This window comes from Polyangiaceae bacterium (assembly GCA_015075635.1).
Taxonomy (GTDB): domain Bacteria; phylum Myxococcota_A; class Polyangia; order Polyangiales; family Polyangiaceae; genus JADJKB01.
The window spans coordinates 1,085,888-1,112,794 of sequence record JABTUA010000001.1 but is presented as its reverse complement, the minus strand read 5'-3'; the positions used below and the strand labels follow the sequence as shown (position 1 = coordinate 1,112,794).

General features: G+C 70.4%; 29 protein-coding genes, 1 tRNA gene and 4 pseudogenes. 8 read left to right on the top strand and 26 right to left on the bottom strand.

Annotated features, from left to right (window positions below; translation table 11 throughout):
- The first annotated feature begins 8 nt into the window (after positions 1–8).
- Positions 9–863: a hypothetical protein gene (locus tag HS104_05190; protein ID MBE7479370.1), complete on the top strand. Its 855-nt coding sequence runs from the start codon at positions 9–11 to the stop codon at positions 861–863.
- On the opposite strand, the gene HS104_05185 is transcribed toward HS104_05190, so the two are convergent.
- From HS104_05185 to HS104_05125, 13 genes and pseudogenes are all read right to left on the bottom strand, one after another.
- The gene (locus tag HS104_05185) at positions 860–2,032 is read right to left on the bottom strand and encodes a hypothetical protein (GenBank protein ID MBE7479369.1); all 1,173 of its coding nucleotides are present in this window, start codon (positions 2,030–2,032) and stop codon (positions 860–862) included. The genes HS104_05190 and HS104_05185 overlap by 4 nt on opposite strands.
- Positions 2,033–2,087: 55 nt before the next feature.
- On the bottom strand, positions 2,088–2,303 hold the full coding sequence (locus HS104_05180; protein ID MBE7479368.1) for a hypothetical protein: 216 nt from the start codon (positions 2,301–2,303) through the stop codon (positions 2,088–2,090).
- A 312-nt stretch (positions 2,304–2,615) separates the two neighbouring features.
- A pseudogene (locus HS104_05175) lies at positions 2,616–4,164 on the bottom strand (3,4-dehydroadipyl-CoA semialdehyde dehydrogenase).
- A gap of 22 nt (positions 4,165–4,186) precedes the next feature.
- On the bottom strand, positions 4,187–4,339 hold the full coding sequence (locus HS104_05170; protein MBE7479367.1) for an FKBP-type peptidyl-prolyl cis-trans isomerase: 153 nt from the start codon (positions 4,337–4,339) through the stop codon (positions 4,187–4,189).
- Positions 4,336–4,764, bottom strand: coding sequence for an FKBP-type peptidyl-prolyl cis-trans isomerase (locus HS104_05165; GenBank protein ID MBE7479366.1), 429 nt, complete (start codon positions 4,762–4,764; stop codon positions 4,336–4,338). The genes HS104_05170 and HS104_05165 overlap by 4 nt, the downstream gene beginning before the upstream one ends.
- Positions 4,707–5,114 (bottom strand): hypothetical protein, encoded by a 408-nt coding sequence (locus HS104_05160; GenBank protein ID MBE7479365.1) that lies wholly within the window; start codon positions 5,112–5,114, stop codon positions 4,707–4,709. Before HS104_05160 ends, HS104_05165 begins: the two co-directional genes overlap by 58 nt.
- Positions 5,115–5,195: 81 nt before the next feature.
- Positions 5,196–5,549, bottom strand: a complete 354-nt coding sequence (locus HS104_05155) for a hypothetical protein (protein ID MBE7479364.1) — start codon at positions 5,547–5,549, stop codon at positions 5,196–5,198.
- A gap of 39 nt (positions 5,550–5,588) precedes the next feature.
- Positions 5,589–6,002: a hypothetical protein gene (locus HS104_05150; GenBank protein MBE7479363.1), complete on the bottom strand. Its 414-nt coding sequence runs from the start codon at positions 6,000–6,002 to the stop codon at positions 5,589–5,591.
- A gap of 128 nt (positions 6,003–6,130) precedes the next feature.
- Positions 6,131–6,526 (bottom strand): hypothetical protein, encoded by a 396-nt coding sequence (locus HS104_05145; protein ID MBE7479362.1) that lies wholly within the window; start codon positions 6,524–6,526, stop codon positions 6,131–6,133.
- Positions 6,523–7,343: pseudogene (gene thiD / locus HS104_05140) on the bottom strand (bifunctional hydroxymethylpyrimidine kinase/phosphomethylpyrimidine kinase). Before thiD ends, HS104_05145 begins: the two are co-directional and overlap by 4 nt.
- Positions 7,344–7,348: 5 nt before the next feature.
- The gene (locus HS104_05135; protein MBE7479361.1) at positions 7,349–7,837 is read right to left on the bottom strand and encodes a hypothetical protein; all 489 of its coding nucleotides are present in this window, start codon (positions 7,835–7,837) and stop codon (positions 7,349–7,351) included.
- 399 nt (positions 7,838–8,236) lie between these two features.
- Positions 8,237–9,523: a hypothetical protein gene (locus HS104_05130; protein ID MBE7479360.1), complete on the bottom strand. Its 1,287-nt coding sequence runs from the start codon at positions 9,521–9,523 to the stop codon at positions 8,237–8,239.
- A gap of 272 nt (positions 9,524–9,795) precedes the next feature.
- Entirely contained in the window at positions 9,796–10,107 is a 312-nt protein-coding gene (locus HS104_05125) for a hypothetical protein (protein ID MBE7479359.1), read from the bottom strand.
- 327 nt (positions 10,108–10,434) lie between these two features.
- Between HS104_05125 and HS104_05120 the strand changes: the two genes are divergently transcribed.
- Positions 10,435–10,638 (top strand): zinc-dependent peptidase, encoded by a 204-nt coding sequence (locus HS104_05120; GenBank protein ID MBE7479358.1) that lies wholly within the window; start codon positions 10,435–10,437, stop codon positions 10,636–10,638.
- A 59-nt stretch (positions 10,639–10,697) separates the two neighbouring features.
- Here the strand turns inward: HS104_05120 and HS104_05115 are convergent, their stop codons facing one another.
- The 5 genes and pseudogenes from HS104_05115 to HS104_05095 all read right to left on the bottom strand — a co-directional run bounded on the left by HS104_05115 (position 10,698) and on the right by HS104_05095 (position 14,627).
- The gene (locus HS104_05115) at positions 10,698–11,345 is read right to left on the bottom strand and encodes a phenylacetate-CoA oxygenase subunit PaaI (protein MBE7479357.1); all 648 of its coding nucleotides are present in this window, start codon (positions 11,343–11,345) and stop codon (positions 10,698–10,700) included.
- Position 11,346: 1 nt separating this feature from the next.
- A pseudogene (locus tag HS104_05110) lies at positions 11,347–11,981 on the bottom strand (YbhB/YbcL family Raf kinase inhibitor-like protein).
- 114 nt (positions 11,982–12,095) lie between these two features.
- Positions 12,096–13,102: pseudogene (locus HS104_05105) on the bottom strand (inorganic phosphate transporter).
- Positions 13,102–13,719 carry a DUF47 domain-containing protein gene (locus tag HS104_05100; GenBank protein MBE7479356.1) on the bottom strand — a complete coding sequence of 206 codons (618 nt, stop codon included), beginning with the start codon at positions 13,717–13,719 and terminating at the stop codon, positions 13,102–13,104. The pseudogene HS104_05105 and the gene HS104_05100 overlap by 1 nt, the downstream one beginning before the upstream one ends.
- A gap of 272 nt (positions 13,720–13,991) precedes the next feature.
- Positions 13,992–14,627, bottom strand: coding sequence for a hypothetical protein (locus HS104_05095; protein ID MBE7479355.1), 636 nt, complete (start codon positions 14,625–14,627; stop codon positions 13,992–13,994).
- Positions 14,628–15,361: 734 nt separating this feature from the next.
- Between HS104_05095 and HS104_05090 the strand changes: the two genes are divergently transcribed.
- Both HS104_05090 and HS104_05085 read left to right on the top strand, forming a co-directional pair.
- Positions 15,362–16,576 carry a CBS domain-containing protein gene (locus HS104_05090; protein ID MBE7479354.1) on the top strand — a complete coding sequence of 405 codons (1,215 nt, stop codon included), beginning with the start codon at positions 15,362–15,364 and terminating at the stop codon, positions 16,574–16,576.
- Complete coding sequence (locus HS104_05085) at positions 16,524–16,877, top strand: hypothetical protein (GenBank protein MBE7479353.1); 354 nt, start codon at positions 16,524–16,526, stop codon at positions 16,875–16,877. Before HS104_05090 ends, HS104_05085 begins: the two co-directional genes overlap by 53 nt.
- Positions 16,878–16,996: 119 nt before the next feature.
- Here HS104_05085 and HS104_05080 read toward each other — a convergent pair whose 3' ends face one another.
- The 4 genes from HS104_05080 to HS104_05065 form a co-directional block, all read right to left on the bottom strand.
- A complete protein-coding gene (locus HS104_05080; protein MBE7479352.1) occupies positions 16,997–17,164 on the bottom strand; it encodes a hypothetical protein in 168 nt (55 codons plus the stop codon).
- Between the two features lie 707 nt (positions 17,165–17,871).
- Complete coding sequence (locus HS104_05075; GenBank protein ID MBE7479351.1) at positions 17,872–19,176, bottom strand: ammonium transporter; 1,305 nt, start codon at positions 19,174–19,176, stop codon at positions 17,872–17,874.
- Positions 19,177–19,297: 121 nt separating this feature from the next.
- Positions 19,298–19,468, bottom strand: coding sequence for a hypothetical protein (locus HS104_05070; protein ID MBE7479350.1), 171 nt, complete (start codon positions 19,466–19,468; stop codon positions 19,298–19,300).
- Between the two features lie 58 nt (positions 19,469–19,526).
- Complete coding sequence (locus HS104_05065; GenBank protein MBE7479349.1) at positions 19,527–19,781, bottom strand: hypothetical protein; 255 nt, start codon at positions 19,779–19,781, stop codon at positions 19,527–19,529.
- 605 nt (positions 19,782–20,386) lie between these two features.
- Between HS104_05065 and HS104_05060 the strand changes: the two genes are divergently transcribed.
- Complete coding sequence (locus HS104_05060; GenBank protein MBE7479348.1) at positions 20,387–20,554, top strand: hypothetical protein; 168 nt, start codon at positions 20,387–20,389, stop codon at positions 20,552–20,554.
- A 23-nt stretch (positions 20,555–20,577) separates the two neighbouring features.
- Positions 20,578–20,660 (top strand) — tRNA-Leu (locus HS104_05055).
- 8 nt (positions 20,661–20,668) lie between these two features.
- On the opposite strand, the gene HS104_05050 is transcribed toward HS104_05055, so the two are convergent.
- Together HS104_05050 and HS104_05045 are read right to left on the bottom strand one after the other, a co-directional pair.
- Positions 20,669–21,928: an amidohydrolase family protein gene (locus HS104_05050; GenBank protein ID MBE7479347.1), complete on the bottom strand. Its 1,260-nt coding sequence runs from the start codon at positions 21,926–21,928 to the stop codon at positions 20,669–20,671.
- Positions 21,925–22,215, bottom strand: coding sequence for an amidohydrolase family protein (locus tag HS104_05045; protein ID MBE7479346.1), 291 nt, complete (start codon positions 22,213–22,215; stop codon positions 21,925–21,927). The genes HS104_05050 and HS104_05045 overlap by 4 nt, the downstream gene beginning before the upstream one ends.
- 172 nt (positions 22,216–22,387) lie before the next feature.
- Between HS104_05045 and HS104_05040 the strand changes: the two genes are divergently transcribed.
- On the top strand, positions 22,388–23,125 hold the full coding sequence (locus HS104_05040) for a hypothetical protein (GenBank protein ID MBE7479345.1): 738 nt from the start codon (positions 22,388–22,390) through the stop codon (positions 23,123–23,125).
- A gap of 387 nt (positions 23,126–23,512) precedes the next feature.
- On the opposite strand, the gene HS104_05035 is transcribed toward HS104_05040, so the two are convergent.
- Positions 23,513–24,412 (bottom strand): hypothetical protein, encoded by a 900-nt coding sequence (locus tag HS104_05035; protein ID MBE7479344.1) that lies wholly within the window; start codon positions 24,410–24,412, stop codon positions 23,513–23,515.
- A 45-nt stretch (positions 24,413–24,457) separates the two neighbouring features.
- Positions 24,458–25,858, bottom strand: coding sequence for an asparagine--tRNA ligase (gene asnS / locus HS104_05030; protein ID MBE7479343.1), 1,401 nt, complete (start codon positions 25,856–25,858; stop codon positions 24,458–24,460).
- A gap of 83 nt (positions 25,859–25,941) precedes the next feature.
- On the opposite strand from asnS, the gene HS104_05025 reads away from it, so the two are divergent.
- A complete protein-coding gene (locus tag HS104_05025; protein ID MBE7479342.1) occupies positions 25,942–26,877 on the top strand; it encodes a hypothetical protein in 936 nt (311 codons plus the stop codon).
- The last annotated feature ends 30 nt before the right edge of the window (positions 26,878–26,907 follow it).

The window sequence follows — 26,907 nt, the reverse complement described above, 5'->3', positions numbered from 1 at the left end:
CGGTCGGGATGGACGAGTACGAGCTCGAGGAGATCAAGCGAGAGATCGTGGAGAGCCGCTCGCTCACCATCAAGACGAACAACCTCGTGAACGCCCTGGCGGCGGATCTGAAGAGCATCGCCAAGCGCCAGCAGGGGCTCGAGCGCCGCATCTGGGTCAACAGCTCGACGGCCTACGTGGTCACGATCATCGTGCTGTTCATCGGGCTGAAGCTCGCTTGGGATGCCCGCCTCGACGCTGTGCGCGCCGAGACCAAGGGCTCGCGCGAGCGCATCGAACAGCTCGAGAAGGAGCTGAAGGCGGTGCAGGCCCGCGAGGAGTCGGGGCAGAAGGGCGGCCGCGCGGCCAGCGAGTTCTACGACCTGGTGGTCAACAACAAGCGCCGCGAAATCGTCGAGCGGTTCGACGAAGTGGCGAAGCTGCCGCTCACCTCGACCGAGCGCGCCGTGTTCGAGGCCGCGGTCGAGCGCGCGCGCAACGAGCTCTCGCTGATCGCCTATCAGACCGGCCTGGACCACGTGCGAACCGGGCGCTGGCACGAGGCGACTCAGGCGCTGAAGGAGTCACTTCAGCACAAGCCCGACGCCGCCCACAGCCCCCAGGCGAAGCTCCAGCTGGCGCACGCGCTGCGCTCGCTGTCGCGCCAACGCGAGGCCATCCCCATCTTGCTGCAGATCTCCGAGGTCTCCGTGGACAAGGAGGTCATGGATGAAGCGACGCTCTTGCTCGCCAACTGCCAGATCGACATCCAGGCCTGGAACGACGCCAAGAACACGCTCCGGTCGTTCGTGCGCCGGTTCCCCACCAGCCCGCGCATCAACGAGGTCAAGTCGAAACTCGCGGAGCTGATGTTGCATCACTAGTGCAGGGTTGGATCCCTGGGCCAGCTCTTCTCCGGCTCTTGCCCCAGCTGCCACTCCACGTAGTCCGCCGGCGCCTCGATCACGTCGATGACGTGCTCGGCGCGGAACGGAACTTCGGCTCCGTAGCAGAGGTACTGGTCGCCGTCCGGGGCGATGGACACCGGCTCGTTGTCGAGGATCCCGAGGTAAGTGTCACCAATCTTCTCGGCGACGATGACCCACATCCGCTCTCCCGTCACCACGACCTCGCCCTGCTCGTCCACGGCTTCGATGTCGAAGAACAGGCGCACGGCTTGCCCGCGCTCGAGGTTCGCACGCACCTCCCGCTCGGGGATCCAGAAGGTGTCCGGATACAGGCGGTGAAACTCCTCTCGGACCGCAGCTCCCAGGAGTCGATGGCGCGCGAGGCGAGTCGCATGAAGCTCGTTCGATTCTACCAGACCGGGGCACTCAGGGGCGGCCGGAAGCGCGGTCACCTGCGGGCCGTTCCACCACTTCGCGGCGGGGTTGTTCGGGCGCGGGCCGACCAGGACCAAGGCGTAGGTCGCCTCGTCCAACACGTCCGAGAGCTCCCCGAACGCGAGCGCGTCCTTCCAGGTCTGCGTGTAGAAGGGGCTCGAGGCGTTCTGGCTCGTCACCTCCAGGAGTGACGCCGAGATCGGGGCCCCGAAGCCCGTGGCGGAGTAGCCGAGCAGCGGCGGTCGCGGCGCGACGGAGCCGAAGACCACGTTGTAAGCGACCGAGATGCCGGGGATCGAGCTGCCCTTGGGGTGCGCGGAGGTGACCGAGATGGGATCGGCCGCGAGCGCCGCGTTGACCACCATGAGCCCCATCGCCCCCGGCTTGGTGACACGCGAGAGCGGCACCAACACCGGCGTCAGGGTCGGCGTCGAGGGCGTATAGGCGGCGCCGCACACGTAGGTCTCCAGCGGATCGCTGAACGCCGGCCCGCCGATGCAGCCGGTCGCGGCGAAGAGCAGGCTCCACCCCATCGACAGCGTGCCGGCGGGTAGCACCGGCAGCTCCGCGGCGCGGAGCTTCGGCGGCGGCGGCAGCGCGGCCGGCGCGTCGCTCGGCGCGTCGCTCGGCGCGTCGCCGGCGTCGTACGGTGAAGCGTCTGCGTCATCCACGGCCGCGTCGGCGTCCGGCTGCGCGAAGCTCTCGGCCAAGGCGATGGCGTCGGCGCAGCTCTTGCCCCGAGCAGCGAGAAGTCTCCGGCCACGACTATGGGCAAGACGTCGTCCTTCGCCCAGTCGAGCCCGGGAGCTCACTGACGGCGAGGGCGGCTCCCCAGCTCAGACCGGCCGCGGGCAACGGGCTGCCCAGCACCGGCTCGGGCAGCCCATCCACGACCCTGGCAAAACAGTAGGCGATGCGCGTCGCGTCCACGACCCCGTGGAGCAGCGTGAGCTTGCTCGGCCCGGTTGGCTCGACGAACACGTCCGGCCCGACGTCGAGCTCGACGTCGGGAGCCGCGTCCGCTGCACTGCCGGCGGCGCCGCCCGTGGCGGGAGGGTTCTGCTTCTTCAGCGCGTCGTGGTCGCCTTCGCAAGCGAAGATCGCAGCGCCGAGCAGCGTGAAGAGAGCGAGCAGATTCCTTCGCGCCCGGCCCCGCCGCCGCCCGCGCGTTCGCCGGTATTCTCGTGGGTCCTGGTCGCAGCGGCAGTTCGCGATCTGCTCGTGCCAAGACAGCGAGAGTCGAGCCGGCGGGCAAGCATGGCTGACGAGAGCTTAGCTCGGAAGCGCTCCGCGTCAGCCCGCGCCGACGAACTTCGCGACCAGCGGCCCGTTGCCCTGAACCGCCGTGCGCTGCTGATAGAGCGCCATTCCCCTGAGCCCGCCCAGCTCCTCACCTCCCCGGCGCGGCCAGGCCCGCCGTGGACGAGCTGCGGCAGCACGGTACCAGGCGCGATACTCTTGTCGGCGACCTTCGCGTCCACCACCACGAGCCGGCCGTGCCACGGGCGATGCCCTGTACGACCTCGCTCAGCGCCTTTCGATCGTCGCCGTAGACGGACGCGACGAGCCCACCCTGCCCCGCACGCACGATCTGGAGCGCGCTCGCGACGCTGCCGTCATAGGGCAGCAGCGTGGCCACCGGCCCGAACACCTCGTGCTCGTGAACCGAGCTGGCGGCGAGCGCGTCCGCGGCCTCGAGCAGCAAGAGCGGCACGAAGAAGCCCTTGCCCGCGGGCACGCCGATGGGCGAGAGCCGAGCGGGATCGCCGAATGCGAGCTTGGTCTCGGCGCGCAGCCGCTCGATGCCAGCCAGCACGTCACGCTTCTGGCTCGCCGTCGCCACCGGTCCCATGCGCACCTCGTCCAGCGCCGGATTACCGATCTTGATCGTCGCGAGCTGCTCGGAGAGCGCCTCGCGCACGCGTTCGAGGCAGCTCTCCGGGACGACGACCCGACGGATGGCCGTGCACTTCTGCCCGGTCTTCTGCGTCATGTCCCGGGCCACGTCGCGCACGAACGCCTGGATCGTGGCGTCCTCGGCCTCCGGCAGGAGCAGCGCGGAGTTGAGACTGTCCGCCTCGACGTTCACGCGCAGACCTTGGGCGAGCAGGCGCTCGGTCTTGCGGATGGTGAGCCCCGTCCCGCTGCCGCCGGTGAAGGCGACCACGTCCTTCCAGGTCAGGTGCTCCAGCAGATCGCCGGCGGAGCCGCACAAGAAGCTGAAGGCTCCGCGCGGCAGAAAACCAGCGCCCACGCAGATCTCCGCGGTGCGGTGGGCGAGCAGCGCCGTCGCCGTCGCCGGCTTGGTCAAGACCGGCATGCCGGCGAGCAGGGCGCACGCCGCCTTCTCCGCCCAGCCCCAGGCCGGGAAGTTGAACGCGCCGATGTGCACCGCAACGCCATGCCGCGGCGAGAGCACGTGGTAGCCCTGAAGGCGCGAGCCCGAAATGTCCGTCGGCTCGCCGTCCACCAAGAGCTGCCTGTCGCCGAGCTTCTTGCCGAGCTCCGCGTACGCCATCAGCGTGGCCGTGGCGCCGTCGATGTCGAACTTGGCGTCGGATCGCGTGTTGCCACCGTTGGCGATGGCCAGATCGATCAGCGCGTCGCGCTCGGCGAAGATGGCCTTGCTCATCTTCTCGAGCAGCTCGCCGCGCTCCCGGAACGAGAGCGCGCGGAGCGCCGGGCCGCCCACGTCCCGCGCGTGAGCGAGCGCCTTCTCGAGGTCAGCGCCCGCGCTCGAAGCCCCCGCCAGCACCTCCTCGGTGGCGGGGTTCACCAGCTCCGCGGGCTTGCCGCTGCCCAGCGCCCACTCGTCCGAGAGGTAGCTCGGCAGGAGCCTCACGGCGTGCCTCCGGAGATCGAGATCAGCTCGACGTCGAACACCAGCGGGCCCGCCGGGCGCCGGGCCGCGTGGGCTTGTCGCCGTAGGCCAGCTCCGCGGGGATCCAGAAGCGCATGCGATCGCCCTCGACCATCAGCTGTAGTCCCTCGGTCCAGCCCTTGATCACACGGTTCAAGGGAAGCTGGTGGGCTCGGCGCGCTTGATCGAGCTGTCGAACTCTTTGCCGTCCGGCGTCCAGCCCGTGTAGTGCACCGTCACGCGGTCGGTCGGCGCGGGCTTCTTCGTACCCTTGCCCTTGGCGAGCTGTTTGTAGACCAGACCGCTCTCGGTCTTCTTGGCACTCTTCGGCGCGGCCTTCACGTCAGCGGGGACCGGCCAGGGCTTGGGCGTGGCGAGGATCTCGAGCAGCTCGACGTCGAAGGTGAGCTGTCCGGAGGGCGCTCCCATGCCGGCGTTCTCACCGTACGCGAGCTCCGCCGGGATCCACAGACGTCGCTTCTCGCCGACGACCATCAGCTGCAGCGCTTCGGTCCAGCCTTTGATCACGCCGCCCACACCGAAGGTGGCAGGGTCGTTCCGCGCCACCGAGCTGTCGAACATCTTCCGTCTTTGGTCCAGCCCGTGTAGTGGACCTTCACGCGATCCTCGAGCTTCGGCTTGTCCTTGCCCGTGCCCTTCGTCAGCACCTTGGTGAAGAGCCCCGACGCGGTCTTCTTGGCGTCCTTGGGCGGCGCCGCGACGTCCTCCGGTGCGGGCAGCCCCTTGGGTTGCGGAGGCTCGGGCGGCTTGACGCTGGCGGTCGGCGGCGCGTTTGCGCTCAGGGCGGCGACCGGCGTCGCGGCAGGCTTGGGCGCGGGCTTCTGCTGCTCCGGCTCGGGCGGTGGCTGCTCGCAAGCCACGAGCAGGAACGGCAGGAGCACGGCGCTGCGCACGAGGGCGTTTCTCGACATGGGACGCCGTTTTCCTCACGACGCCGCCCGAGGCGCAAGGGTCTTGCGCGCGTCCGAGGAAACCCCGGGGTTTTGCCGGAGTCAGGGCCCGGCGCCGCAGCACTCCGGCGGGCGCTTCGCGTCGCACTCCTGGGAGAGCTTCACGCGCCAGGATCGCTCGAAGCAGCGGCTGGCACAGCTCCCGACCTGCATGCCGCAGCCGTCGCCCTGGGAGAAGTCGTAGCTCGAGCCACAGCTCTTCTGCGGCGCGTCGTCCGCGTCGGTCAGGCCGGAGCAGCAGCTCGCTTCGCCGCAGGCGCGACACGAGCACAGGCGCGTGTGGGTGATGCTGGTTCCGATCTCCGGCGGCGGTCGCGGCTTGCCGACGGCCGTGGTCTCCGGCAGCTCCACGCACGCCGAGCCGGCGAGCAGGATGACCAGGAAGAGAAGGCGCATCTTCGTTTGCGACACCTTCACCCCGGCCGCCTTTGGCGCTCAGGCCTCGAATCCCACCCGCACCACCGCGAGCGGTCGCTCGACCTGGGAAAGCTCGGCGAAGCTCCGCTCCTTGGCGGCCGCCTCGGGCAGGAACACCGCCACCACCCCGATCTCGTCGTCGCTCTCGAACGCCTGCATCAAGAGCCGGACCACGTCGCCGGCGAAGCTAGGCTTGCGGTAGGAGACCTCGGCCCGGCGCGCCAGCCGGCGCGGATCGCGGCCGAGCTCGGCGAAGCGGCGCAGCGCTGCCTCCTCCGCGAGCCTCGGGTACGCGAGGAAGTTCACGTGTTGGTTGCCGTCGGTGTGGCAGAGGCCGAACACCAGCGGCGCGACGTCGAAGCGCGGCGTGGCATCGAGGGCTCTGGCGCCGCTCGGCAGCGCGAGCAGCGCGCTGGGATCGCGGTAAGTCACCGGCGGCGCGGGGGCCCGACAAAAGCGGATCGTCGACGCTGAGCACGCGGTGCTGGCCCGCCGGGGCCGCGGGCCGGGTGAACACGCGTGTTGCCCGTAGGCGCGCGCGACGCGCACGCGCTCGTCGCTCACGGGGTCTGCGCCCGGGTTGCCGGGCACGCCCGCGGCGCGCTGGAGATGAGCCAGGTGTCGAACAAGACGCGCGTCGTCCGCCCGGCCTCGTCCACGCTGCGCCCGAGCTGCCAGCGCACCTCCTGGTCGCAGAGCGCGCGCACGCTGATCGGGTCATCGCCGCCCTCGAGCTGCACGTAGGTGAGCACCGCGCGCACGCCGTCCCCGCCCAGACGCAAGAGCGCGTTCGCTACCTCCATCTTGCCCCACAGGATGGGGCCGATGGCGGGCCAGATCCCCTCGAGGCGCAGGCGGCCGTCCTGGGCAACGTCCTCGAAACGCAGTCGGCTGTGCCCGTGTCCGAGCTGGAGTCCGGACACCTCCGGCGGCTGTGGGAACGCGAAGAAGCTCATGCGGGCTTCCGGCAGGGATGTCCGTGGTCGAGCGGTCCGTGGCCCTTGCCGAGCCCCGGTGCCGATGCGATGGCCTCGAGCACGTAGTCCTGGCGCGCGCCACGGCGTCTTCGAGGCGGAGGCCCTCGGCGACCCCGGCCGCGATGGCCGAAGCCAGGGTGCAGCCGGTGCCGTGCGTGCTCCGGCTGTGCAGACGCGGGCTCTCGAAGCGCCGCTCGACACCGTCGACCGTGCGCAAGAGATCGACCACCGTGTCCCCGCCGAGGTGTCCGCCCTTGACCAAGACGGCGCTAGCGCCGAGCCCTAGCAGCGCGTCGGCGGCTCGGCCCATGTCGTCGGGGCTCTCGACCTTGACGCCGGTGAGCGCCTCGGCCTCGGGTGCGTTGGGGGTGACCAGCGCCGCGCAGGGCAAGAGCCGCAGCTTGAGAGCGCTCTTGGCCTCCGCGCGGAGGAGCGACGCGCCGCCTTTGGCGACCATCACCGGATCGACGATCACCGGCACGCCCCGCGCGTGACGCTCGAGCGAGCGCACCACCGCCTCGATCACCTCGGCGCTGTGCAGCATGCCGGTCTTCACGCAGTCGGCGCCGATGTCGGTCAGCACGACCTCCATCTGCTTGGCCACGAAGGCCGGGTCCACGGGCACCACACCGAAAACGCCGCGGGTGTTCTGCGCCGTGAGCGCGGTGATCGCGGTCGCCGCATAGCCGCCCAGGGCGGTCACCGTCTTGATGTCCGCCTGGATGCCGGCGCCGCCGCCAGAGTCCGAACCGGCGACGATCAACACCCGACCGATGCTGGGACGCTCCTCTGCCATGGCGCTCAGAGCTTCACCACGCTGACGTTGTCGATGTCGGCGCGTCCCGGGTAGTGCGCCGAGAGCCAGATCAAGATGCGCTTGGCGTTGGCCGGCGCAGTGACTTCCCACTCGAGCAGCTTCCAGTCGAAGTCGTTCTCCGCCGCCGTAGCCGTCTTCGGGTTCTTCTCGTCGCCGAAGAAGGCGTCGCTCCCGTCCAGCCACCACTGCGCTCCGATGATGAACCAGGCCGCGGGGTTCACGCTGTTGCCGGTGGATCGTACGCTGGCGCTGATGCGGTACTTGGCGCCGCCCACGATGCTGTCGTAGTCGCTCACGCGTTGGATGGCGTAGCAGTCCCACTCGCCTCGCGCGTCCATGGCGAGGGCGCTGCCGCCGCAGCCGGTCGGGGCGGCGCTGAGGAACACGTGCTCGCTGGGCTGGCCGGAGCCCTTGCAGGCGTCCGGCTGACCCGGCGTGCGGACCTCCCAGCCGGTTGGCGCGAGCCCATCCATGCCTTCTTCGAAGCTGCCGTGCGCCAGCAGGTTGCCCGCCGGAGCGCTGCACAGGTTGCCGCCGCCCCCGCTGCCGCCGCTCGAGTGCCACCGCTCGAAGTGCCACCGCTGCCGCCGCTCACCCCGGCAGCACCGCCGCTCGAGCTGCCTCCGGTCGCGCCGCCGGCGCCGCCGCCCGAGCTGCCGCCGGTCGCCGAGCCACCTCCGCTGCCACCGACGTTGGACGCGGTCCCCGAGTCGTCGTCACCGCAACCGATGGCGAGCACGCAGGGCAGAGCGAGGAGTGCAAGGCGCATGGCCGGACTATAGGCGATCACGCGCGCTCGGGCGACGCGAGCAGAAAGCGCAAGAGGCTCGTGGCGTCGAGCCTGTCCCGGGTCGTCATCACGAGCTTCTCGTTCAGCGTCCAGCGCGCGCCGTCGGCCAGCAGGTTTTGCCGGAGGAAGGCCCCGCCTCGGGCGAGAGCCAGTCGTCGCCGAAGCGTACCTCGAGCGCGCGGTGAACCTGCGCGGCCACACAGGCCGCGAGCTGATAGCTCTGAGTGTAGACCGGGTAGGTCGCCAGGAAAGGCGACGTGGCCCAGACCGGCTCGGCGTCACGCGGCACGAACAGCCCGGAGAGTCGGCGCTCGATGTCGAGCGAGAGGGCGTCCAGGTTCGCGCCGTCTTGCTCCAGCGCGGCGCGCTCGAACGCGGTGGCAACGAGCCCGCGCCGGATCGACACCAGCGTCTCGAGCCTGCGCGCGCGAAGGACCGTCTCGCTCTCCTCGGCGCTGAGCCTCAAGTGCTCGCGGAGCACCCGGGGCTGGTCGAGCAAGCGACCGAACACCTCCGCCACGCCCTCGGCGTAGGCGGGATCGAGCAGACCGGGGACCCACTCGTAGCCTTTGTAGAGCGGCTCCGCGCTCTCGGTAGAGCGCACCGCGACCGCGTGGCCGAGCTCGTGCAGTAAGAGGCCGAAGTAGCGGATCCCGGGCGGGGAGCGCACCACCAGGCGCACGTCGTCCGGCACGCGGAGCGCGATGGTCTGGCCGCCGAAGGCGAAGTCGCGCACCGTCACGTCGAGCTTCCAGGCTGCGACGTCGAAGCCGAGCGCGTGGAAGATCCCCTCGACCACCGGCCGCGCGCGCTGCTTCGGGAAGCGCTCGTGCGGCACCGTTGCCTGCTGGTGGAGCCAGTGATCGACGTCCCAGCTGGCGAGGCGTGGCCGCCCGAAGAAGCGCCGCCCGTGACCCAGCGCTTCGGCGAACGAGCGCCGGGTACGTTGGGCCAGATCCGAGAGCACGCGCTCCGTCGTCGCGACGTCGGCCCCGCGCACCTCGAGGAGGGCGGTGTAGAAGGACGGACGGCCTAGCTCTTTGGCGAGCTCGCGCCGGCGCCGGAGGAGCTCGCTGGCGACGGGCGCGGCCTTCCGATGCAGCTCGTGCTCGATCTGCCGGGTGCGACGCCGGGCGCGCGGGTCGCCGGAGCGCCGCATCTCCGCGAGCTCGGATCGGGTGACGGGCCTTTCGTCGACGACGAAGCGGTGGTCGTTGAGCGTGGCCTCGAGCTCGTCGGCGAGCTTGGCCGCCCGCGGATCGCCGAGCAGCCGCAGCCCGAGCGCGCCCCGCCTCCAGAGCTCCGCCCGGCGTGGAGACACGATGCGGTCGCCGAAGCGCGCGAGGATGGCGTCGGCCTCCAGGAACACCTCGCGCCCGCGGCCCTGAGCCGCTCCATGCGCGCGCTCTGCGCCGGCCCCTCGGCGAGGCGCGTCCGGCGTAGCGCGACCACTCGTGCTCGCCGTGCTCGGCCATGAGCGCTTCGTAGCGACGCCCCAGGGCGTCGAGCCGCTCGCGGGCCTCGCGACGGCTCCGAGCCGGGGCGCCGGCCCCCGGCTTCGTGCCGAGCCGCGGAGCGCAGGCGCCGGCGAGAGAAGCGAGCAGAGCGGCGAGGGCCTGGCGGCGGCGCATGGCGCGGAGTCTAATGAGATTGTCCCGTGCGCGCCTGGCCGAAGCGTCGAATCCGGATGCACGCCGCATTCGCCCTTGTCCTCGCGCTGGTGGTCGGCGCCTGCGCCAGCGTGTTCGGCCCGCCGTGGCTGGCTGGTTCGCGCTCGCCACCCGGCGCTTCCGCGTCCGGCGCCGGCTCTTGTCCGAGCCCTTCCCGGAAGGGTGGCGCACGCTGCTCGAGCGCCGCGTGCCGTTCTGGCGCCGACTCGGCCCGAAGGACCGCCGGCGCTTCGAGGACGACGTGCGCATCTTCCTCGCCGAGCAGCGCATCGTCGCGTCGCACGGCGCGCGCCTCGCGCCTCGACGACGAGACCCGCGTGCTGATCGCGGCCTCCGCCGCCATGCTCGGCCACGGGCTACCGGACTGGGAGTGGCCCACGCTGCGGGACATCGTGGTCTACCCCAAGGCCTTCGACGAGAGCTACGCCGTGGAGGGCCGCGGACGGATCGCCGGCATGGTCCACGCGCAGGGGCCGATCTTGCTCTCGCAGCGCGATCTCAGGCACGGCTTCGCGCGCCCGAAGGACGGGCACAACGTGGCGCTGCACGAGCTGGCGCACGTGATGGACTTCGAGGACGGCCGCGCCGACGGCGTCCCGGCCGATTTGGAATGGATCTCCACCGCGCCCTGGCTCGATGCGGTGGCGACCCGCCTGCGCAAGATCCGCAAGCGGCGCTACCCCAGGTGCTGCGCGACTACGCGGGCACGAACGAGGCGGAGCTGTTCGCCGTGGCCGTCGAGGCGTTCTTCGAGCGCCCCGAAGAGCTCCGCGCCAGGACCCGGAGCTCTACGAGATGCTCGCGAGCCACCTGAACCAGCGCCCGGCGACGCGCTGACTCGGGTTGGAGAAGCGGTCGCGATCCGCGACTCACTCATTTGGCCAGGAAGCGCTCCGGCGAGACGCCCTGCGGGCCCAGGAGCTCCGCCAGGCTCTCGCGGTAGGTCCGGAGCGCCACGTCGCGGGCCTCGGACGAGACGTGAGGCCCGGCGGGGCAGGCGGGCAGCGCCTCGTCGTCGAAGCAGGCAAGGGAGGTCGGCAGCCAGCGATCGACCGCGGTCGAGAGCCGGTGAACGAAATCGGGCTCGCGCTTACCCAGGTCGCGGAGCGCGGCCTGGCTCGCGGCGATGTGCTCCTGCTCGTCGGCGATGACCCGCACCGCGAGCTCCGCCACCCGCGCGTCCGGAGCCGCCGCGTAAGCGCGGAGCTGATAGTAGACGGCGCGGTCGAACAAGATGCCGACCACCACCATCTCGAGCCAGGTCTCGGGGCTCGGGAGCTCCGCGACCCGGGGCGAGACGCGGCTCATCAGATCCCCACCGCCCTGCTCTTCCAGCAGCGTGGCGATGATCTCGAAGTGCTCCAGCTCGTCCAGGCAGTGGCGAGCGAGCATCTGCTTTTCGTCCAGCGTCGGCGCCAGCGCCACACCGCTCGAGAACAGCTGCGCCGCCGCCAGCTCGCGGTATCCTTGGCGCTCCAGCAGGGCCTGGAGGCACGCACAGGCCGGCGGACGCTCGCTCATCTCAAGGCCGCGCGTCGCGATTGAGCGCGTAGGTCCCCGTCCACGTCGCGGAATCGAGCACGTGACCCTTGATGGCGGAGAGCGCCTCGGGACCGCCGAAGCGCTCCGGCACGTCCAGCGAGGGCACGTCGAGGGCGTAGATGGTGAAGGTGTAGTGGTGCAGCCGCTCGTCGTTGAACGGAGGCCACGGACCGTCCCAGCCACCGTAGTCGCCGGCCATCGCCGGGTCGCCGGCGAACCAGTCGCCATAGCTGTTCTTGCCGCGGCGGCCGTTCTTGGTGGGACCGAGCGGCTTGCCCTTCGGTACGAAGGCGTCGGAGTCGGCACCCTCCTCCAGCGACGTGACGCCGAGCGGAATGTCCACCAGAACCCAATGGTAGAAATCCACCCGCGGCAGATCGTAAGGCACGCTGCGATCGGTCTTGTTCACGTCGTCGGCCTTCGATGGCACGTCGCGGTCGTGGCAGATCAGCGCGAAGGACTTGGTCCCGGGCGGAAAGTCGCTCCAGGCCAGGTGCGGGCTCTGGTTGGGGCCGGGAACGGGGCCCCTTCGCCGCGGACTCCGGCGGCGAACTCCTCCGGAATGCGACCATTGGCTGCAAACGAGCGACTCCCGAGCCTCGCGAAAACCCTCACGCGAGATAAGTTGGATCGGCGACCGCGAATCGGTCGGGCGCGGCGAAGATGGCGCGGACCGGACCGGACCGCAACGGTATACTGGGGGCTCGGACGCGCCGCGGCCGCAAAGCCTCAGGGATTGCCCGCGATCGCCTTGATCGCGAAGTAGCAGAGCACCGCGATGGTCGCGGACGCCGGGATGGTGAAGATCCAGGCCCAGACGATGCGCCCGGCCACGCCCCAGCGAACGGCGTTCAGCCGCCGCTCGGCCGTGCCCACGCCCACGATGGAGCCGGTGATGGTGTGGGTCGTCGAGACCGGTACGCCCATGAAGGTTGCCATGGCCAGCGTGACGGCTCCGCTGGTCTCCGCGCAAAAGCCGCCCACCGGCCGGAGCTTGGTGATCTTCATGCCCATGGTCTTGACGATGCGCCAGCCACCCATCAGCGTGCCGAGGCCCATGGCAGCGTGACAGATCAGCACGACCCAGAGCTGTGGCTCGACGTGCTTGCTCTTCTCCTGCAGACCCGCCGTGATGAGCAGGAGCGTGATGATGCCCATGGTCTTCTGGGCGTCGTTGCCGCCGTGCCCCAGGGAGTAGAGGGCGGCGGAGACGAGCTGCCCGCGCCGGAACCCCTTGTCTATCTTGCCCGGCCGCATCCTGCCGAAGATCGCCTTCGTCAGCTTCATCAACAGGAAGCCGATCAGGCTGCCGAGCAGGGGTGCGACCAGGATGAACGCCACGGTCTTGCCGAACACCTTCATGTCGAGGATCGACAGGCTCGGCGTGTGAGCGAGGGCACCGCCCGCGAACGCGCCCATCAGCGCGTGCGACGACGAGCTCGGCAGGCCCCACCACCAGGTCAGGAGGTTCCAGGTGATGGCGCCGATGAGCGTTGCCAGGATCACGTTGTAGGTGACGCTGGAGAGCGCGACTCCCTTGGCGATCGAGGCCGAAACGTGGGTCGGGTAGACCAGGAAGGCCACGAAGTTGAAGAACGCTGCCCAGACCACCGCGGCGCGCGGGGAGAGCACCCGGTGCTCACCACCGTCGCGATGGAGTTCGCCGCGTCGTGGAACCCGTTGATGAAATCGAAAATCAGTGCCGTGACGATGATCGCGATGAGCAGCGCCGTCATCAAGCGTGCTCCAGGATGATGCCCTCGATGATGTTGGCGACGTCCTCGGCGCGGTCCGTGGAGGTCTCCATCGACTCCAGGATGTCGCGCCACTTCATCAGCTCGAGTGGGTCGGTCCGTTCCTTGAACAGGCGGGCCAGGGCGCGACGGAAGATCATGTCCGCGTCGTGCTCGTGCTTGTTGATGCTCCGGCACAGCTCCAGGAGCGGCGCCGGATCCTTGATCTTCTGCAGGCCGTTCACCGCCTTCTGGATGTCGGCCACGGACTTTTGCAGCGTCTCGACCAGCTCCAGCGCCTCCGGCCTCACGCTGTCGACCTCGTAGAGGGCGATCTTGTCGCCGGCGGCGTCCACGAAGTCGAGCACGGAGTCGAGGCTGGTGATCAGCGCGTGGATCTCCTCGCGGTCGAGCGGTGTGATCCAGGTCTGGTGCAACGCCTGCACGACCTCGTGGGTGATCTTGTCCGCGGCGTGCTCGAGGTCCTTGATGCGCGCAGCGAGCTCGGTGGCGCGCGCGGGTTGCTCCAGCATCTCGCGCAGTGCGTCCGTCGCTTCGACCGTTCTCTCCGTCATGGCAGAGAACGCTGACCAGAAGACTCCGTCTCGCGTGAGGGCCATGGGGGTCCTTTTCGCGCGTGACAAAACAGGGGAAGCGCGGCCCGGTCAAGCGCCACATATTCAGCGAGCAAACATTCGTAACAATTAGGGAATTGTTCTCGATGCGGACCCGATCGATTGTGACATTCGCGTGACGACCGCATGCGCGAGGGTCCTGCCGAGCCCTCGGCGGACCGCCCGGGCGGCGTCGGCAGTGGACCTGAGGTCGTCGGAGACGGCCACCCCGCCGCGCAGCACGGCGCGCACTCGGGCGAGCGCCGAGAGGTCACGTGTCAGATCGCCATCGACCCACAGCAGGTCTGCCGCGAGCCCCGGGCGGAGCGCGCCGCGGTCGCGGAGCCCGAGCAGCTCGGCGGCCCCAGGGTCGCTGCGCGCAAGCACTCCTCCTTGCCGAGGCCGGCGCCCTCGAACAGCGTGAGCTCCTCCAGCGGGCGAAACACCGTCGAGAACCCGTAGGGGCCGTCGCTGCCGTAGGCGAACGGCACCTTGCGCTCGCGCAAGAGCAACAGATTGGCGATCGCGTTCCGCACGCCGTCCCGAGCCGCCGCCTTGGGCAGGCCGCCGGCGATCCCTTCCGGGAGCACGTGCTCGCTCGCAGCGTAGGCCTCCGCGAAGCGGCGCCACGAGCGCCGGACGGGCTCGGCGACTCCGCGCTGGCGCGTCGGGTCTCGGTCCCAGCGCTGTTCGGCGCCCAAGCAGGCCGAGTGGAACACCCAGAGCGTGGGGCAGACGCTGACCCCGGAGTCGGCGACTCGCGCCACGATCTCCGGGTCGAGCGGGTCGAACGCCGAGTGCATCAGCGCGTCGACCCCGGCGGCGAGCGCCACGCGGTAGTCGGCGTTCCAGTGGGCGTGAGCCAAGACGCGCAAGCCCGAGGCGTGCGCCTCTTCGACCACCGCGCGCGCCACCTTCTGCGAGAACGTGGGCAGCGCAGAGGTCGTAGCCGCGGTGCATGATGCAGATCTTCACGTGATCCATGCCGGCCCGCGCCACCCGCGCCACCGCGCGCCGCGCGCGCCTGGTCGGTGCAGGGGATGGCGGCTCCGAGCCAGAGATGCGCGCGGCTCATCCAGTCGAGGGGGTACCCGAGCGGCACGGTCAGCAGGGGTCCTGCGGCGCGGATGCCCGGACCAGCGCTCGGCTCGCTCCGGGTCAGCGCGCAGAGCGTGGAGATCATCGGCGCCGGGCAGCCCATGTCTCCGACCGTGGTCACGCCAGCGCGCACGGCCGAAGAGAGGTTCAGCGCCACGGCAGCCGGGTTCGGGGCCTCGTGCGGCTCGAACAGACCCACCCGGGCGATGTGGCAGTGGGCGTCGATGAGCCCGGGCAGGAGCGTGCCTCCACGCATGTCGCGGGCGCCCGCTGGGAGCGCGCGCGGTCGCGGGCCGCGCTCGGACCGAGCGGATGCGACCGTCGGCGACCACGATTTCGTGCTCGCCCCGCAGGAACCGCTCGCCGTCGAACAAGCAGTCGGCGACGAGCACGCTCTCGGCCGGCATTGGCACAGCGTACTACGCCATTGCTCTGCGCTCGCGTCGAGTCGCAGCGAGCGGGGCTGGCGCGCCGCGAGGCGCACCAGGGCCCGACACCTCAGGGTTGCCGGCGCAGGCCGCGCCAGAATTGCCGTGGTATACAGCCGGCCATGAGCCACTTTGCCGCGCCTGTGAGCCTGTACATGACCACGGCGGTCAGGTCGGTGCTCCCCACGGACGGGCTGGAGCGCGTCCAGGCGGAGCTCGCGCCCCAGGCCTTCTCGGCGGTGGCGGTCGTGGACGAGCGCGCTCGTCTGGTCGGGGTCGTGTCCCGTACCGATCTTCTGCGGGTCGGCCGGCGGCAAGCCGGGACGCGCAGCGGCTCCAGCGTCTTGGTCGTGCCGCGCAAGGCCGTGCACGAGGTGATGGAGGCGGACGTGGTCACGGTCGGCCCCGACACGAGCCTCGCTCAGGCGGCCGCGCTCATGCTCCAGCACCGGGTCCACCGGCTCTTCGTCGAGGCTGCCGGTAAGCTCGTCGGGGTCATCTCGACCCGGGACCTGATGTTCGCGGTGCGCGACAAACGCTTGGTGGATCCGATCAGCGCGTTCATGTCCCATCCGGTGTTCTGCGTGAGCTTCGACGAGTCGCTGGCGGCCGCGGTCGAGCGCCTGGACAAGGCCCACGTCTCCGGCCTGGTCGTGGTCGAGGACGACTGGCCCATCGGCGTCTTCACCCAGGCGGAGGCCCTGGAGGCCCGGACCTGCCCGCGACACGCCGGTGGAGCAGGCGCTCTCTCCGGCGATGTTGTGCCTGGACATGGACACGCCCATGCACCGCGCCGCGCAGCAGGCGGGCGCCATGGACGCGCGCCGCATCCTGGCGGTCAAGAACCGCCGCGTGGAGGGGATCCTGACCGGGCTGGACTTCGCGCGGGCTGCCTGCAGCTGAGCTCGCGGAGACTACGGACGGTCTTCGAGCTGCGACAAATGCTAAATCGCGCTCATGTTGCGACGCGCCGTGCTGCTCTGCGCCGTCATCGCGACCTGCCTTGGCTGCGCGTCCGGAGCACGCCACCAGCACGTGTCGCTCCTTCCGCGCCAGGAGACCGCTCCGGACTACCCGGCGCCGGAGAAGCTCGACGTCGTGAAGCTCGACGCGAGGGAGTGGGAGTCCATCGCGAAGACCAGCCGTGCGAGCCCCTGCGACCGGCACGCCAAGTTCGTGGCTGCGGACGGGCTGGCGCTGGTGAACGAGGCGTTCCGTGCCCTGGCGGCAGACGGCGTTCAGCACGTCGAGGCGGACTGCACGCGAGAGACGGTGCGCCTCCGGGTGAAAGAGCGCGAGCTCGACCTGGATTTCTTGCGCGCCAACGTCGAGAGTGACGCTCACGGCAAGCTCGTCCGTCTGCTCGGCTTCTCCGCGAGGAACGGCCGGCTGGTGCGCGCAGTGTTCCACCTGAAAGACCGGCGGCCCACCGACGGGCTCATCGTCGTCAACGTGCTGCGCTACCTGCCGACGGAGATCGGCCCGGTCTACTTCCACCGCATCGAAGATCGGGAGGAGCTCTTCGTCACCTCGAAGGGCGACGGTGAGAAGCGCGGAACCTTCATCGTCAGCCGAGCCTGGGGCGAAGACGACGAGCTGCAACTGGGCGTGGCCCGCTACGTGGTCTCCGGACGCTGAGTCTCCGTCGATCCTGGATGGCCCAGCCCACGCCCTCGCGGCCCGATTGGTGGCTCGGCACGGCCACCGGCGTAGTACGGGCTGGGCTCGAGGAGCCACTCCGGTGTTCGCGACAACGCTCAGGGACAGTATTTCCGCGCCAGCTCGGCCGCGGTGGCGTCGGCGCCGGCAGCGCGCGCGGCGGCGCAAGCATCCGCCGCCCTACCTGCCTTCTCGTAGCGCGCGCAGAGGTCGGTGAACAGCGTGCGCGCTCTCTCGTCGCCCGCGCTCGCTTGAGGAACACCCAAGCGCGAGCCGGCTGCCCGACGCGGGCATAGACATCGACGAGGCCGTCTCCGGCGCCCTGTCGCAGCTCCGCAGCGCAGGGCAGGCTGGGGAACTGCTGGAGGGCTTCGAAGGCCTTCTTGTACGAGCTCAGAGCCTGGGCGTCGTCTCTCTCACGGCGCGTGTCGCCGAGCCGCAGCATGGCGTAGGCGTAGGCGGCGTTGTCCGGCGGCGGGTACTTCACCACTTCGGTGTACGAGGCCGTGGCCAGGTCCAACTTGGAGGGATCGCTCAGCGCTTCCCTGGCGAACAGCTCGCCGAAGGCCAGGTAGGCGAGCGGGAGCAAGCGCGAGCGCGGGTACTTCGAGACCAGCTCGAAGTACTGCTTCCTCGCCTCGGGCAGATCGCCGCGCTCTTCGGCCGCCCGCGCGCGGACGTAGACGGCGCGCTCCTCGCCTTCCGCGGGTACGTCCGCGGCCCGCCGGAGCGCGTCCACGCAATCGCTCGAGCCCCCGCCCGCGCTGCTTCCGGAGCTGCGCGCGACGCCTCGGTCTCCGGCGCCGACTTCGCCTCCGGCACCTCGACCGTCGAGGGAGGCGCCGCCGGCGCGGTGGGCTGAGCGCCCCGCAGCTCGCCACGACACACCCGCTCACCAAGACCCAGCGCCTCATGCGGTCGGCTGTGCCACGGGCTGCGGGACGGGGCCCCCCTCGTCCCCCGCCCGGCCCGCTCACGCTTCGGACTCGACCAGCTCGCGCTGCGCCGCAGGCTCCGCGTCCGCTTCGAGGAACGCCCGCGCTCCGGCGCCTTCGGCGAGGGAGTACGCCTCCTCGCCGTGCAGCGTGGTGTCGAGGCCCTCCAGCTCCTCGTCCTTCTGCGCGCGGAGCCCCATCACCTTGTCGAGCACCTTCAACAGCACCAGGGTCCCCACGCCAGCGAACGCCGCCGCGGCGCCCACACCGATCAGCTGCTCGACGAACACGTTGGTCCCGCCCTTGAGCAGGCCGTCTTGGCCTGCCGGGTTCCAGACCTTCGAGGCGAGAACGCCGGTCAACAGCGCGCCCAGCATGCCGCCCACCCCGTGGACGCCGAAGACGTCGAGGCTGTCGTCGTAGCCCGCCTTGTTCTTGAGCAGCACGCCGCCGTAGCAGGCCACGCCCGCGAGGAGGCCGATCACCATTGCGCTCATCGGACCAACGAAGCCAGCGGCCGGCGTGATGGCGACCAGCCCTGCCACGAGCCCCGAGGCGACGCCGAGGGACGACGGCTTGCCGTGACGCAGCCACTCGGCGCCGGCCCAGGCCATGGCGCCGACGCCGGCCGCGACGTGCGTGTTCACGAGCGCCAGCGCGGCGAGGCCGTTCGCGCCGAGGGAGGAGCCGGCGTTGAAGCCGAACCAGCCGACCCAGAGCAGCCCCGCGCCGAGCAGCGTCATCGTCAGGTTGTGGGGCGGCGCCTTGCGTTTCGGGTAGCCCGCGCGCTTGCCGAGCACGATGGCGAAGACCAGCGCGGACACGCCAGAGGAGAGGTGTACGACGGTGCCGCCGGCGAAGTCGAGCGCCCCGCGCTCGAGCAACCAGCCACCCGGGCCCCACACCCAGTGACAGAGCGGCGCGTAGATCAACACCGACCAGAGCGCGGTGAACACCGCGTAGGTCGAGAACTTGAGCCGCTCGGCGTACGCGCCCGAGATGAGCGCCGGCGTGATGATCGCGAACATCATCTGGAACGCCATGAAGAGCAGGTGCGGTACCGTGGTGCCCTCGCGCGGCTCGAGGCCCACGCCCGCCAGGAACAGGTACTGCGTCCCGCCGACCAGGCCGCCCTTGGTCTCGCCGAACGCCAGCGAATAGCCGACCGTGACCCACGCGACGGTCACGATGCCCATGGCGAAGAAGCTGTGCATGAACGTAGAGAGCACGTTCTTCGCACGCACCATGCCGCCGTAGAACAACGCCAAGCCCGGCGTCATCATCAGGACCAGCGCGGTCGAAACCAGAATCCACGCGGTATCGCTTCCGTTGATCTCGTTCATGCTGCTTCCTCGTCTCCGCACGGAAGCCTGACGCTCGGATGTTTCGGTGGTGTTTCGCCCGGGTTTTCCCCGAAGCACACCTGAAAATCCCTGCCACACCCGCCCACACGGGCCCGGCGCGTCAGTCCGGGAACTGGCGCACGGTCTTCTGGGAGCGGGGATCGAGCTCGGCGACCGCGCGGAGGCCCAGGAGCCGTGGGTCGGGGCGCTCCATGCCGAAGACCAGGAGCTCGAACGTTCGGTACACGATGTCCTCGACGGCGAGCGCGCGGCTCTGCGCGCCGGGCTTCACGCGCGAGAGCTCCAGCCGTCGCGTCCCACGCGCTCCAGCGTGCAGACGGGCAGGCTGATCATGCGGTGGTGACGGCGCCGCGTGCCGTCCGGCGCCGGCCACTGCGCCACGTGGACGTGCACCTCACCCCGACGCCGTGGTGCGAGTACAGGTAGACGATGGACGCTCCCAGGCGCAGCTCCAGGATGCGCAGCGCCGCCAGCCCGCCCGTGGCCTCCGCGGTGCGCAGGTGGCGCACGATCTGGATGGGGCGCCCGGTCGCGCGCGTGAACTCGGCCGCGCGGGCCTCGACCTCCAGCAAAACGCCTGCCACATCGCGTCGAGCGCCGTCTCTGCCCAGGCGTCCCGCTCGCGCCGAGCCTCCTCGGCCTCGCGCTGCCGCCGCTCCGCCTCGAGCCGCTCCGACTCGATCTGGCGCATGCGATTGAAGAGCTCGTCCCAGCGCGACACTTCGGGTCTCACCCGTCTGGTACGAAGCCCGCGCCCCGGAGCTTCCTTGCCGCTATGCTCCAGCCGAGCCCGTGACCACTCTGCGCGACTACCTCGAGGCGCTGCGCGACGACGCACGCGACTGGACGGCGGGGCGATCCCCGTGGGCGCGCCTGCTGCTCTACCTGTACCTGGTGTATGCCGGTGTGCGCCACCTGCTCGACCCCATGTACCGCTCTTGGTTCGGCGGTATCACGCTGATCTTGCACGAGATGGGGCACTTGCTCTTCAGCATGCTCGGGCAGACCCTGATGCTCCTGGGCGGCAGCCTGACGCAGCTCGCGGCCCCGGCGCTGGCCGCGCTCTACCTGCTGTTCTTCCAGCGCGACTGGTTCGGGCTCGGTCGGCGCCTCCTGGCTCTCGTTCAGCACCTTCGAGCTCGCCACCTACGTCGGCGACGCCAACAAGAACCAGCTCGCCTTGGTCGGCATGGGCGACAAGGTGCTGCACGACTGGGACACGCTGCTCACCCAGTGGCACCTGCTGAACCACTGCGACACCTTCGCCACGCTGCTCCGCGCCTTCGCGACGGGCCTCTTCGCCGGCGCCGCCTGGCTGGGCGCGTGGCTCTTGTACCGGATGTACCGGGCGGACTAGAGGGCTGCTAGCTTCCTCCGCGAGGCCCCTTGGCGGAACGGCAGACGCAGGGGATTTAAAATCCTTCGCCCGAAAGGGCGTCCCGGTTCGAGTCCGGGAGGGGCCACCGGAGCGTTACTTGTAGCGCTCGAACAGCGCCGTCTGCCGGCTCGCCAAGGACACGCGCTGGCCGCGCACGATCAGCGCTTCTAGCTTGGTCGAGAGCTCGAAGGGATCGCCGGACCAGAGCGCCAGGTTCGCGACGCGACCTGGCTCGACGCTGCCGTAGCGGGCGTCGAGCCCGAAGGCCCGGGCCGGTGCCCGGGTGACCGCGTCCAGGGCGGCGTCGTGCGAGAGCCCCGCGCGCACCGCGTTGCCGGCGATCTGCCGGAGCTTGCGCGCGTTGTGGGTCTCGCCGCTGGTGATGATCACGCTCACGCCGGCCTTGTGCAGGCGCGCGGCGTTGTCGTCCTTCACGAAGCGGGCCGAGAAGGTCCGCGGCAGGTTGTCGAGCGGATAGGTGACGACCGGCAGCTTGGCCTTCGCGATCGCGTCGGCGACCTTCCAACCCTCGGCGGCGGAGGCCAGCAGGGCGCGGAGCTTGTTCTCCTTGGCCAGCGCGAGCACCGACAAGATGTCGGCGGCGCGATCGACGTGGAACACCACCGGCAGCTTGCCCGCCAGCGCCTCGCCCACCGCTCGCAGGTCGAGTCGGCTCGCCACCAGCTTGCGCATCTGATTCTTGTCGAAGCCGCCGGGGTTCTTCTTGAACTCTCGGGCGTCGTCGAACAGCTCGCGCAGCCCGAGCAGCGTGCTCCCGATGCTGGCGTGCCCGGCCTCGAGCCAGGCGTCGTCGATGGCCACGCGCAGGGCGAGGCGCTGCACCACGATCGGCGACAGCGTCGCCTCGTCCACGAGATCGACGAAGGCGCTCTGCCCGCTCACGAGCCCGCCGCGGGGCACGATGCCGAGGCTGGTGATGCCGCCGCTGCGGGTGACGGCCACGGCGCTGGCGGCTGGGTCGTAGCCGTCGGCGGCCAGGAACGCGGCGCGGATCGGATCGGAGCTGGCGTGCTCGGCGTGCCGGCTGGACGCTTCGAGGTCGATCTCCATCAGGCCGACGCCCGTCAGGAGGTCGATGAACCCGGCGGAGAGCGTCTTGCCGGTGCCGTCCACGACTTCAGCGCCCGCGGGCGGAGCGCCCCCGGCCTGGACGCGGGTGATCTTGCCGTCTCGGATCTCGACCAGGGCGTCGTCTAGCGCGGGCGAGCCCGCCCGGATCAGCTTCGCGCCGCGGATCACCAGTGGCTTGGGCGCGGGCTTGCCCTGAGCCAGGGCGGGCGGTGCCAGAGCCAGCGCACCCAGGGAGAGCAGCGAGCGGCGGCTGAAGCTCACGGCCCGACCTCGTAGTCGCTGGACGGAGCGGCTTGTTTTGCGTCGAAGCGCAGGACGCCGTCGATGAACACCAGCTCCGCCTTCGCGTACACGCTGAGCGGATCCCCGCTCCAGACCACGACGTCTGCGTCTTTGCCCGAGGCCAACGTGCCCACCCGGTCGTGGACGCCGAGCACCCAGGCTGGATTGTGCGTGACCCAGGTGATGGCGCGCGCGGGGTCGATGGCCAGACCGGAGTGTTTGCCGCTCCAGAGCGCCTTTGCCGCCTCTTGGTTCAAGCGCTGCACACCTTCGGGCGAATCGGAGGACCACGGGGCGACCGCCGGCGCTCTCCACCAGGGCGATGTTCTCTGGGATGCCGTCGTAGGCCTCGAGCTTGAAGCCCCACCAGTCCGCCCAGGTCGAGACGGCGATGCCGCGACGCACCAGCTCGTCGCGGATCTTGTAGGCGTCCAGGGCGTGGTGGAAGCTTCGCACCGACACGCCCATCTCGTCGGCCAGGGCGAGCATCCGCATCATGTCGTCGGCGCGGTAGCAGTGGACCTGGAGGAGGATCTTGCCTTCGAGCACGCCGGCCAGCGTCTCGGCGCCGAGATCACGCTCAGGCGGCAGCGTCTCGTCGCCGAGCTTCGGCGCTTCCAGCTTCTCCTTCGCCCACTCGCGCTGCCAAGCCTCGCATTGACGCTTCTTCTGCCGCTCCTTCTGGCCTTCGCACCACTTCTGGCGCTCCGAGCGCTCCTGGTTCTTGGCGGCGAATTCGGCGCGTTTCTCGTTGAACTCGTCCTGGCGCTTCTGCTCGGCGACCCGCCAGGTCCGCCAGGACTCCCGCAGGCGCCGGGCGGCGAGGAACGCCTCGCGCTGCCCTGCCAGGTTGCCCATGCGGGTCGAGGGAGCTTGTTTGCGCTCGCCGTACACACGCTTGGGTTCTCGCCGCAAGCCATCTTGAGCCCGGACGGCGCGCCGGCGAAACGCATCGCGGCCGCGGTGGTCGCGCGGCGCAGCTTGAGCGTGACCGCACGCCCGCCGATCAGGTTGGCGGAGCCCGGCAGGACCTGGATCGTCGTCACCCCGCCCGCTACGGCGCGCTCGATGGCGGGGTCGTGCGCCCAGAAAGCGTCCAGCGCGCGCACCGACGCCGCGACCGGCGCCGTCGCCTCGTTGCCGTCGTCGTGGGCGCGGGCCTGGGGTTGCGGGTAGACGCCGATGTGCGAATGGGTGTCGATGAGCCCCGGCGTCACCACCTTGCCCGCCACGTCGATGACGCGCGCTTTGTCCGGCGCGCTGCCGTCGCCCGGGCCGGCGGCGGCGATCTTGCCATCCACCAGCAGCACGTGTCCGCGTTCGACGCTCTTGCCGTCGCCGAGCAAGAGCTTCGCACCGCGCAGGAGCACGGCCCCGGTCTGGCGCGGCTGCACCTCCACGAGCTCGGCGCCCTCCGGGACCAGGGCGGCTCCGGCGCCCGGTGCGCGCCATCTGCCGCGGGACGACCTTGGCGGCAGGTCGGCGCGCGGCGTCGCCGCGCTGCAAGCGGCCAGGCCGAGGACCAGGGAGACGACGCTCGAACGCAGCACGCGGTCGATCCCGTCAGTCGAACGAGACGCCCAGCGAGAAGCGCCCGAACAGGTCCGCAGGGAAGATCGGGCCGTTCAGATCCACCAGGTCGGACACGTCGCGGGTGCGGGACAGCAGCAGTTGGTCGTCGCAGCCGCTCGTGGTGGCCTGAGCCACCGACGTGGCACCTTCCGGGAAGCAGCGCTGCTGCTTCTTCAGGTGCAGGCCCAGGCCGATGCCGCCGGAAATCGTGAAGGCGCCCCAGCGCGAGGCCGAGCCGAACATGAAGAAGACCTCGCGCTCGGTGACCTCGACGCTGTCGATGGGCCCGGCGTTGTCCTTGGTGGAGTATTCGTAGCCGTAGTTGGTCATGCCGAGCCGGATCACGTAGCCGCGCAGCGCTTTGCCATCGAGCCACAGGCCCACGTCCACCGTCGCGCCGCTGATCGGACCGAGCCCGTTCGACGCCTGGTAGACGTCCGCGGCGCCGCGGAAGTTGAGCGTCGGCGGCCGGTCGTTGGCCACGAACACCGGCACGACCTCGATCGAGAGGAAGTCCAAGAGCCCCACCTCGAGCTCGAGCCCGAGCCGGCCCTCCAGCAACCAGTTGAACGGATCCACGCGCACGGAGAAGGGCGGCATCTCGAAGCCGCGGTCCGGCTTCTCCGGTGGCGGCGGCGGCGGAGCCGAGTAGTCGAGCGGCGGCAGGTTGGGGTCCCGGCCGGGCAGGGCGGCTCTTCCGCGCCGGGCGCGGGGCGGGTGCGGGGCGGGGCGGGGCGGGGCGGGGGCGGGGGCGGGTGCGGGCGCGGGCGCGGGGGCGGGTGCGGGGGCCGGCGCGGGGGCGGGCGCCGGCGGATCGGGCTCGGGCTGCGCGAAGGCCGGGACGGCCGCCAAGCCTGCGGCGAGCACTAGGAGCGAGGTGAAGCGGGCCACGCATCGGCGCTTAGCGCACAACCCGCACGGCGTCACCGCGGGCGCTCAGAACTCCGCGTTTCCAGGAGTGCGCGGGTACGGGATGGCATCGCGGATGTTGGCCAGGCCGCACACGTACACGACCAGGCGCTCCAGGCCGAGCCCGAAGCCGGCGTGGGGCACCGTGCCGTAGCGCCGCAGATCGCGGTACCACTGGTAAGCGGCGGGGTTCAGCCCGAACGCGGCCAGGCGCCGGTCCAGGACGTCGAGCCGCTCCTCGCGCTGCGAGCCGCCGATGATCTCGCCGATCCCGGGCGCCAGCACGTCCATCGCCGCCACGGTCTTGTCGTCGTCGTTCAGGCGCATGTAGAACGCCTTGATCTTCTCCGGGTAGTTCATCACCACCACGGGCTTTCCGAAGTGCTCCTCGGTCAGGAAGCGCTCGTGCTCGGTCTGAAGATCCATGCCCCAGGCGACGGGGAACTCGAACTTCTTGCCGCTCTGCTCGAGCAGCTTCACCGCGTCCCCGTAGTCCACCCGCGCGAAGGCGGCCTCCACGAACTTCTGCAAGCGGTCGATGGCGGTCTTGTCCACTCGCTCGACGATGAACTTCATGTCGTCCTCGCGCTCGGCGAGCACCGCGCGGAAGACGTACTTCAGGAAAGCCTCCGCCAGATCGGCGTCGTCGTTCAGGTCGGCGAACGCGATCTCGGGCTCGACCATCCAGAACTCCGCCAGGTGGCGCGCCGTGTTGGAGTTCTCCGCGCGGAAGGTGGGCCCGAAGGTGTAGACCTTGGACAGGGCCAGGCAGTACGCCTCGACCGCGAGCTGTCCCGAGACGGTCAGGAACGCCTCCTTGCCGAAGAAGTCCTGGGTGTAGTCGATCTTGCCTTCGGGGCCCCGGGGCAAGTTGGCCTGGTCCAAGGTGGAGACGCGGAACATCTGCCCCGCGCCTTCGCAGTCGCTGGCGGTGATGATCGGCGTGTTCACCCAGAAGAAGCCTTGCTCGTGGAAGAAGCGGTGGATGGCCTGCGCGATGCAGTGGCGCACGCGACTCACCGCACCGAACGTGTTGGTCCGCGGGCGCAGGTGCGCGACCTCGCGCAGGAACTCCATGCTGTGGGCCTTGGGCTGGATGGGATAGGTCTCCGGATCGTCCACGAAGCCCGAGACCTCGATCCGGCTCGCCTGGATCTCGAAGGCCTGCCCCTTGCCCTGCGAGCGCACGAGCTTGCCGGTGCAGACCACCGCGCAACCCGGCCCGAGCCGGAGCACGTCGCGCTCGTAGTTCGACAAGGCCTTGTCGGCCACGACCTGGATCGGGGCGAAGCAGGATCCGTCGCTGACGTGGATGAACGAGAGCCCGGCCTTGCTGTCGCGGCGCGTGCGCACCCAGCCCCGGACCGTCAGCTCCGCACCTTCCGCACCGGCGCCCGCGAGCGCTTGTTTCACCGAGTAGACCGCCATCGTCGTGGTTCCTTCGAGGAGGGGCGCGGATGATACCGAATCGGCGTGTTTCGGCCAGCGGGGCGCGGTATCTTGCGCGCACCATGCGCTTCACGTGGGTCTTCGTCGCCGGCGTCCTGTGTCTCGGTTGCGGCTCGAGCGAAAAAGACGACGGCGGCGGGACGGGCGGCGGCGGCGGCGCGTCGGGTCCCTGGCGCATGGACGCCCCGCTGCCGGAGGCGGCCTCGTACCTCTCGGCCGCCGAGGCCGACGGGAAGATCTGGGTGGTCGGCGGTATCGCCGGCAGCGTGAGCAACAAGGTGTGGAGCTACGACCCCGCGGCGGACAGCTGGGTGGCGGGACCCGACCTGCCGGAGGCGCGCGAGCTCGCCGCCGTCACGAGCGTCGCCGGTGACCTCTACGTAGTGGGCGGCTTCAGCGAGATCGGCGCGACGGCGACCGACTCCACCTACGTGCTGCCGGCCGGCGGCAGCGCCTGGCAGAAGAAGTCGTCGCTGCTCCTGAACCGCGCCGGCGGGTACGCCACCAGTTTCGACGGCCAGGTCTACGTGGTCGGCGGCACCGACGACTCGAAGCTGCTCGGCGACACGGTGGTGTTCGCCCCCAGCACCAACAGCTGGGCGGTGAAGTCGGCCATTTTGAACCCGAGGGTGCGCTTCGCGGGCTTCGTGCTCACGGGCTGGGTGTACGCAGTCGCCGGCTCCACCGAGAGCGGCGGCGTGACGAACAAGGTGGACGTCTACGAGCCCCAGGGCGACGTCTGGACCGGCGGCCCGGACTTCCCCACGCCCCGCGCCGGCGCCGGCGCCGCGGTGCTCGACGGCAAGGCCTACGTCGCCGGCGGCGACGCGGCGGGAACCGTGGACGCCTTCGACGGCACGAGCTGGTCGAGCGCTCCGGCCCTCGGCACGCCGCGCCTCGGGCCCGCGGTCGTCGCGGCAGGGGGCCGGGTCTACGTCATCGGGGGCGAGCTGCCGGAGGGCGGTATGACCAACGTGGTCGAGTCCTACGCGCCGTAGTTCTCGACCCGCGCGTGAACGCGGCTTCAC

Bases quoted from the DNA above. Each gene is read 5' to 3' on its own strand.
- HS104_05090 (MBE7479354.1), top strand. From the start codon at position 15,362: ATGAGCCACTTTGCCGCGCCTGTGAGCCTGTACATGACCACGGCGGTC.
- HS104_05120 (MBE7479358.1), top strand. From the start codon at position 10,435: ATGGATCTCCACCGCGCCCTGGCTCGATGCGGTGGCGACCCGCCTGCG.
- HS104_05135 (MBE7479361.1), bottom strand. From the start codon at position 7,837: ATGGATGGGCTCGCGCCAACCGGCTGGGAGGTCCGCACGCCGGGTCAG.
- HS104_05060 (MBE7479348.1), top strand. From the start codon at position 20,387: ATGGGCGACAAGGTGCTGCACGACTGGGACACGCTGCTCACCCAGTGG.
- HS104_05145 (MBE7479362.1), bottom strand. From the start codon at position 6,526: ATGAGCTTCTTCGCGTTCCCACAGCCGCCGGAGGTGTCCGGACTCCAG.
- HS104_05075 (MBE7479351.1), bottom strand. From the start codon at position 19,176: ATGAACGAGATCAACGGAAGCGATACCGCGTGGATTCTGGTTTCGACC.
- HS104_05160 (MBE7479365.1), bottom strand. From the start codon at position 5,114: ATGTCGAGAAACGCCCTCGTGCGCAGCGCCGTGCTCCTGCCGTTCCTG.
- HS104_05165 (MBE7479366.1), bottom strand. From the start codon at position 4,764: ATGTTCGACAGCTCGGTGGCGCGGAACGACCCTGCCACCTTCGGTGTG.
- HS104_05155 (MBE7479364.1), bottom strand. From the start codon at position 5,549: ATGCGCCTTCTCTTCCTGGTCATCCTGCTCGCCGGCTCGGCGTGCGTG.
- asnS (MBE7479343.1), bottom strand. From the start codon at position 25,858: ATGGCGGTCTACTCGGTGAAACAAGCGCTCGCGGGCGCCGGTGCGGAA.
- HS104_05115 (MBE7479357.1), bottom strand. From the start codon at position 11,345: ATGAGCGAGCGTCCGCCGGCCTGTGCGTGCCTCCAGGCCCTGCTGGAG.
- HS104_05025 (MBE7479342.1), top strand. From the start codon at position 25,942: ATGCGCTTCACGTGGGTCTTCGTCGCCGGCGTCCTGTGTCTCGGTTGC.
- HS104_05190 (MBE7479370.1), top strand. From the start codon at position 9: ATGGACGAGTACGAGCTCGAGGAGATCAAGCGAGAGATCGTGGAGAGC.
- HS104_05100 (MBE7479356.1), bottom strand. From the start codon at position 13,719: ATGGCCCTCACGCGAGACGGAGTCTTCTGGTCAGCGTTCTCTGCCATG.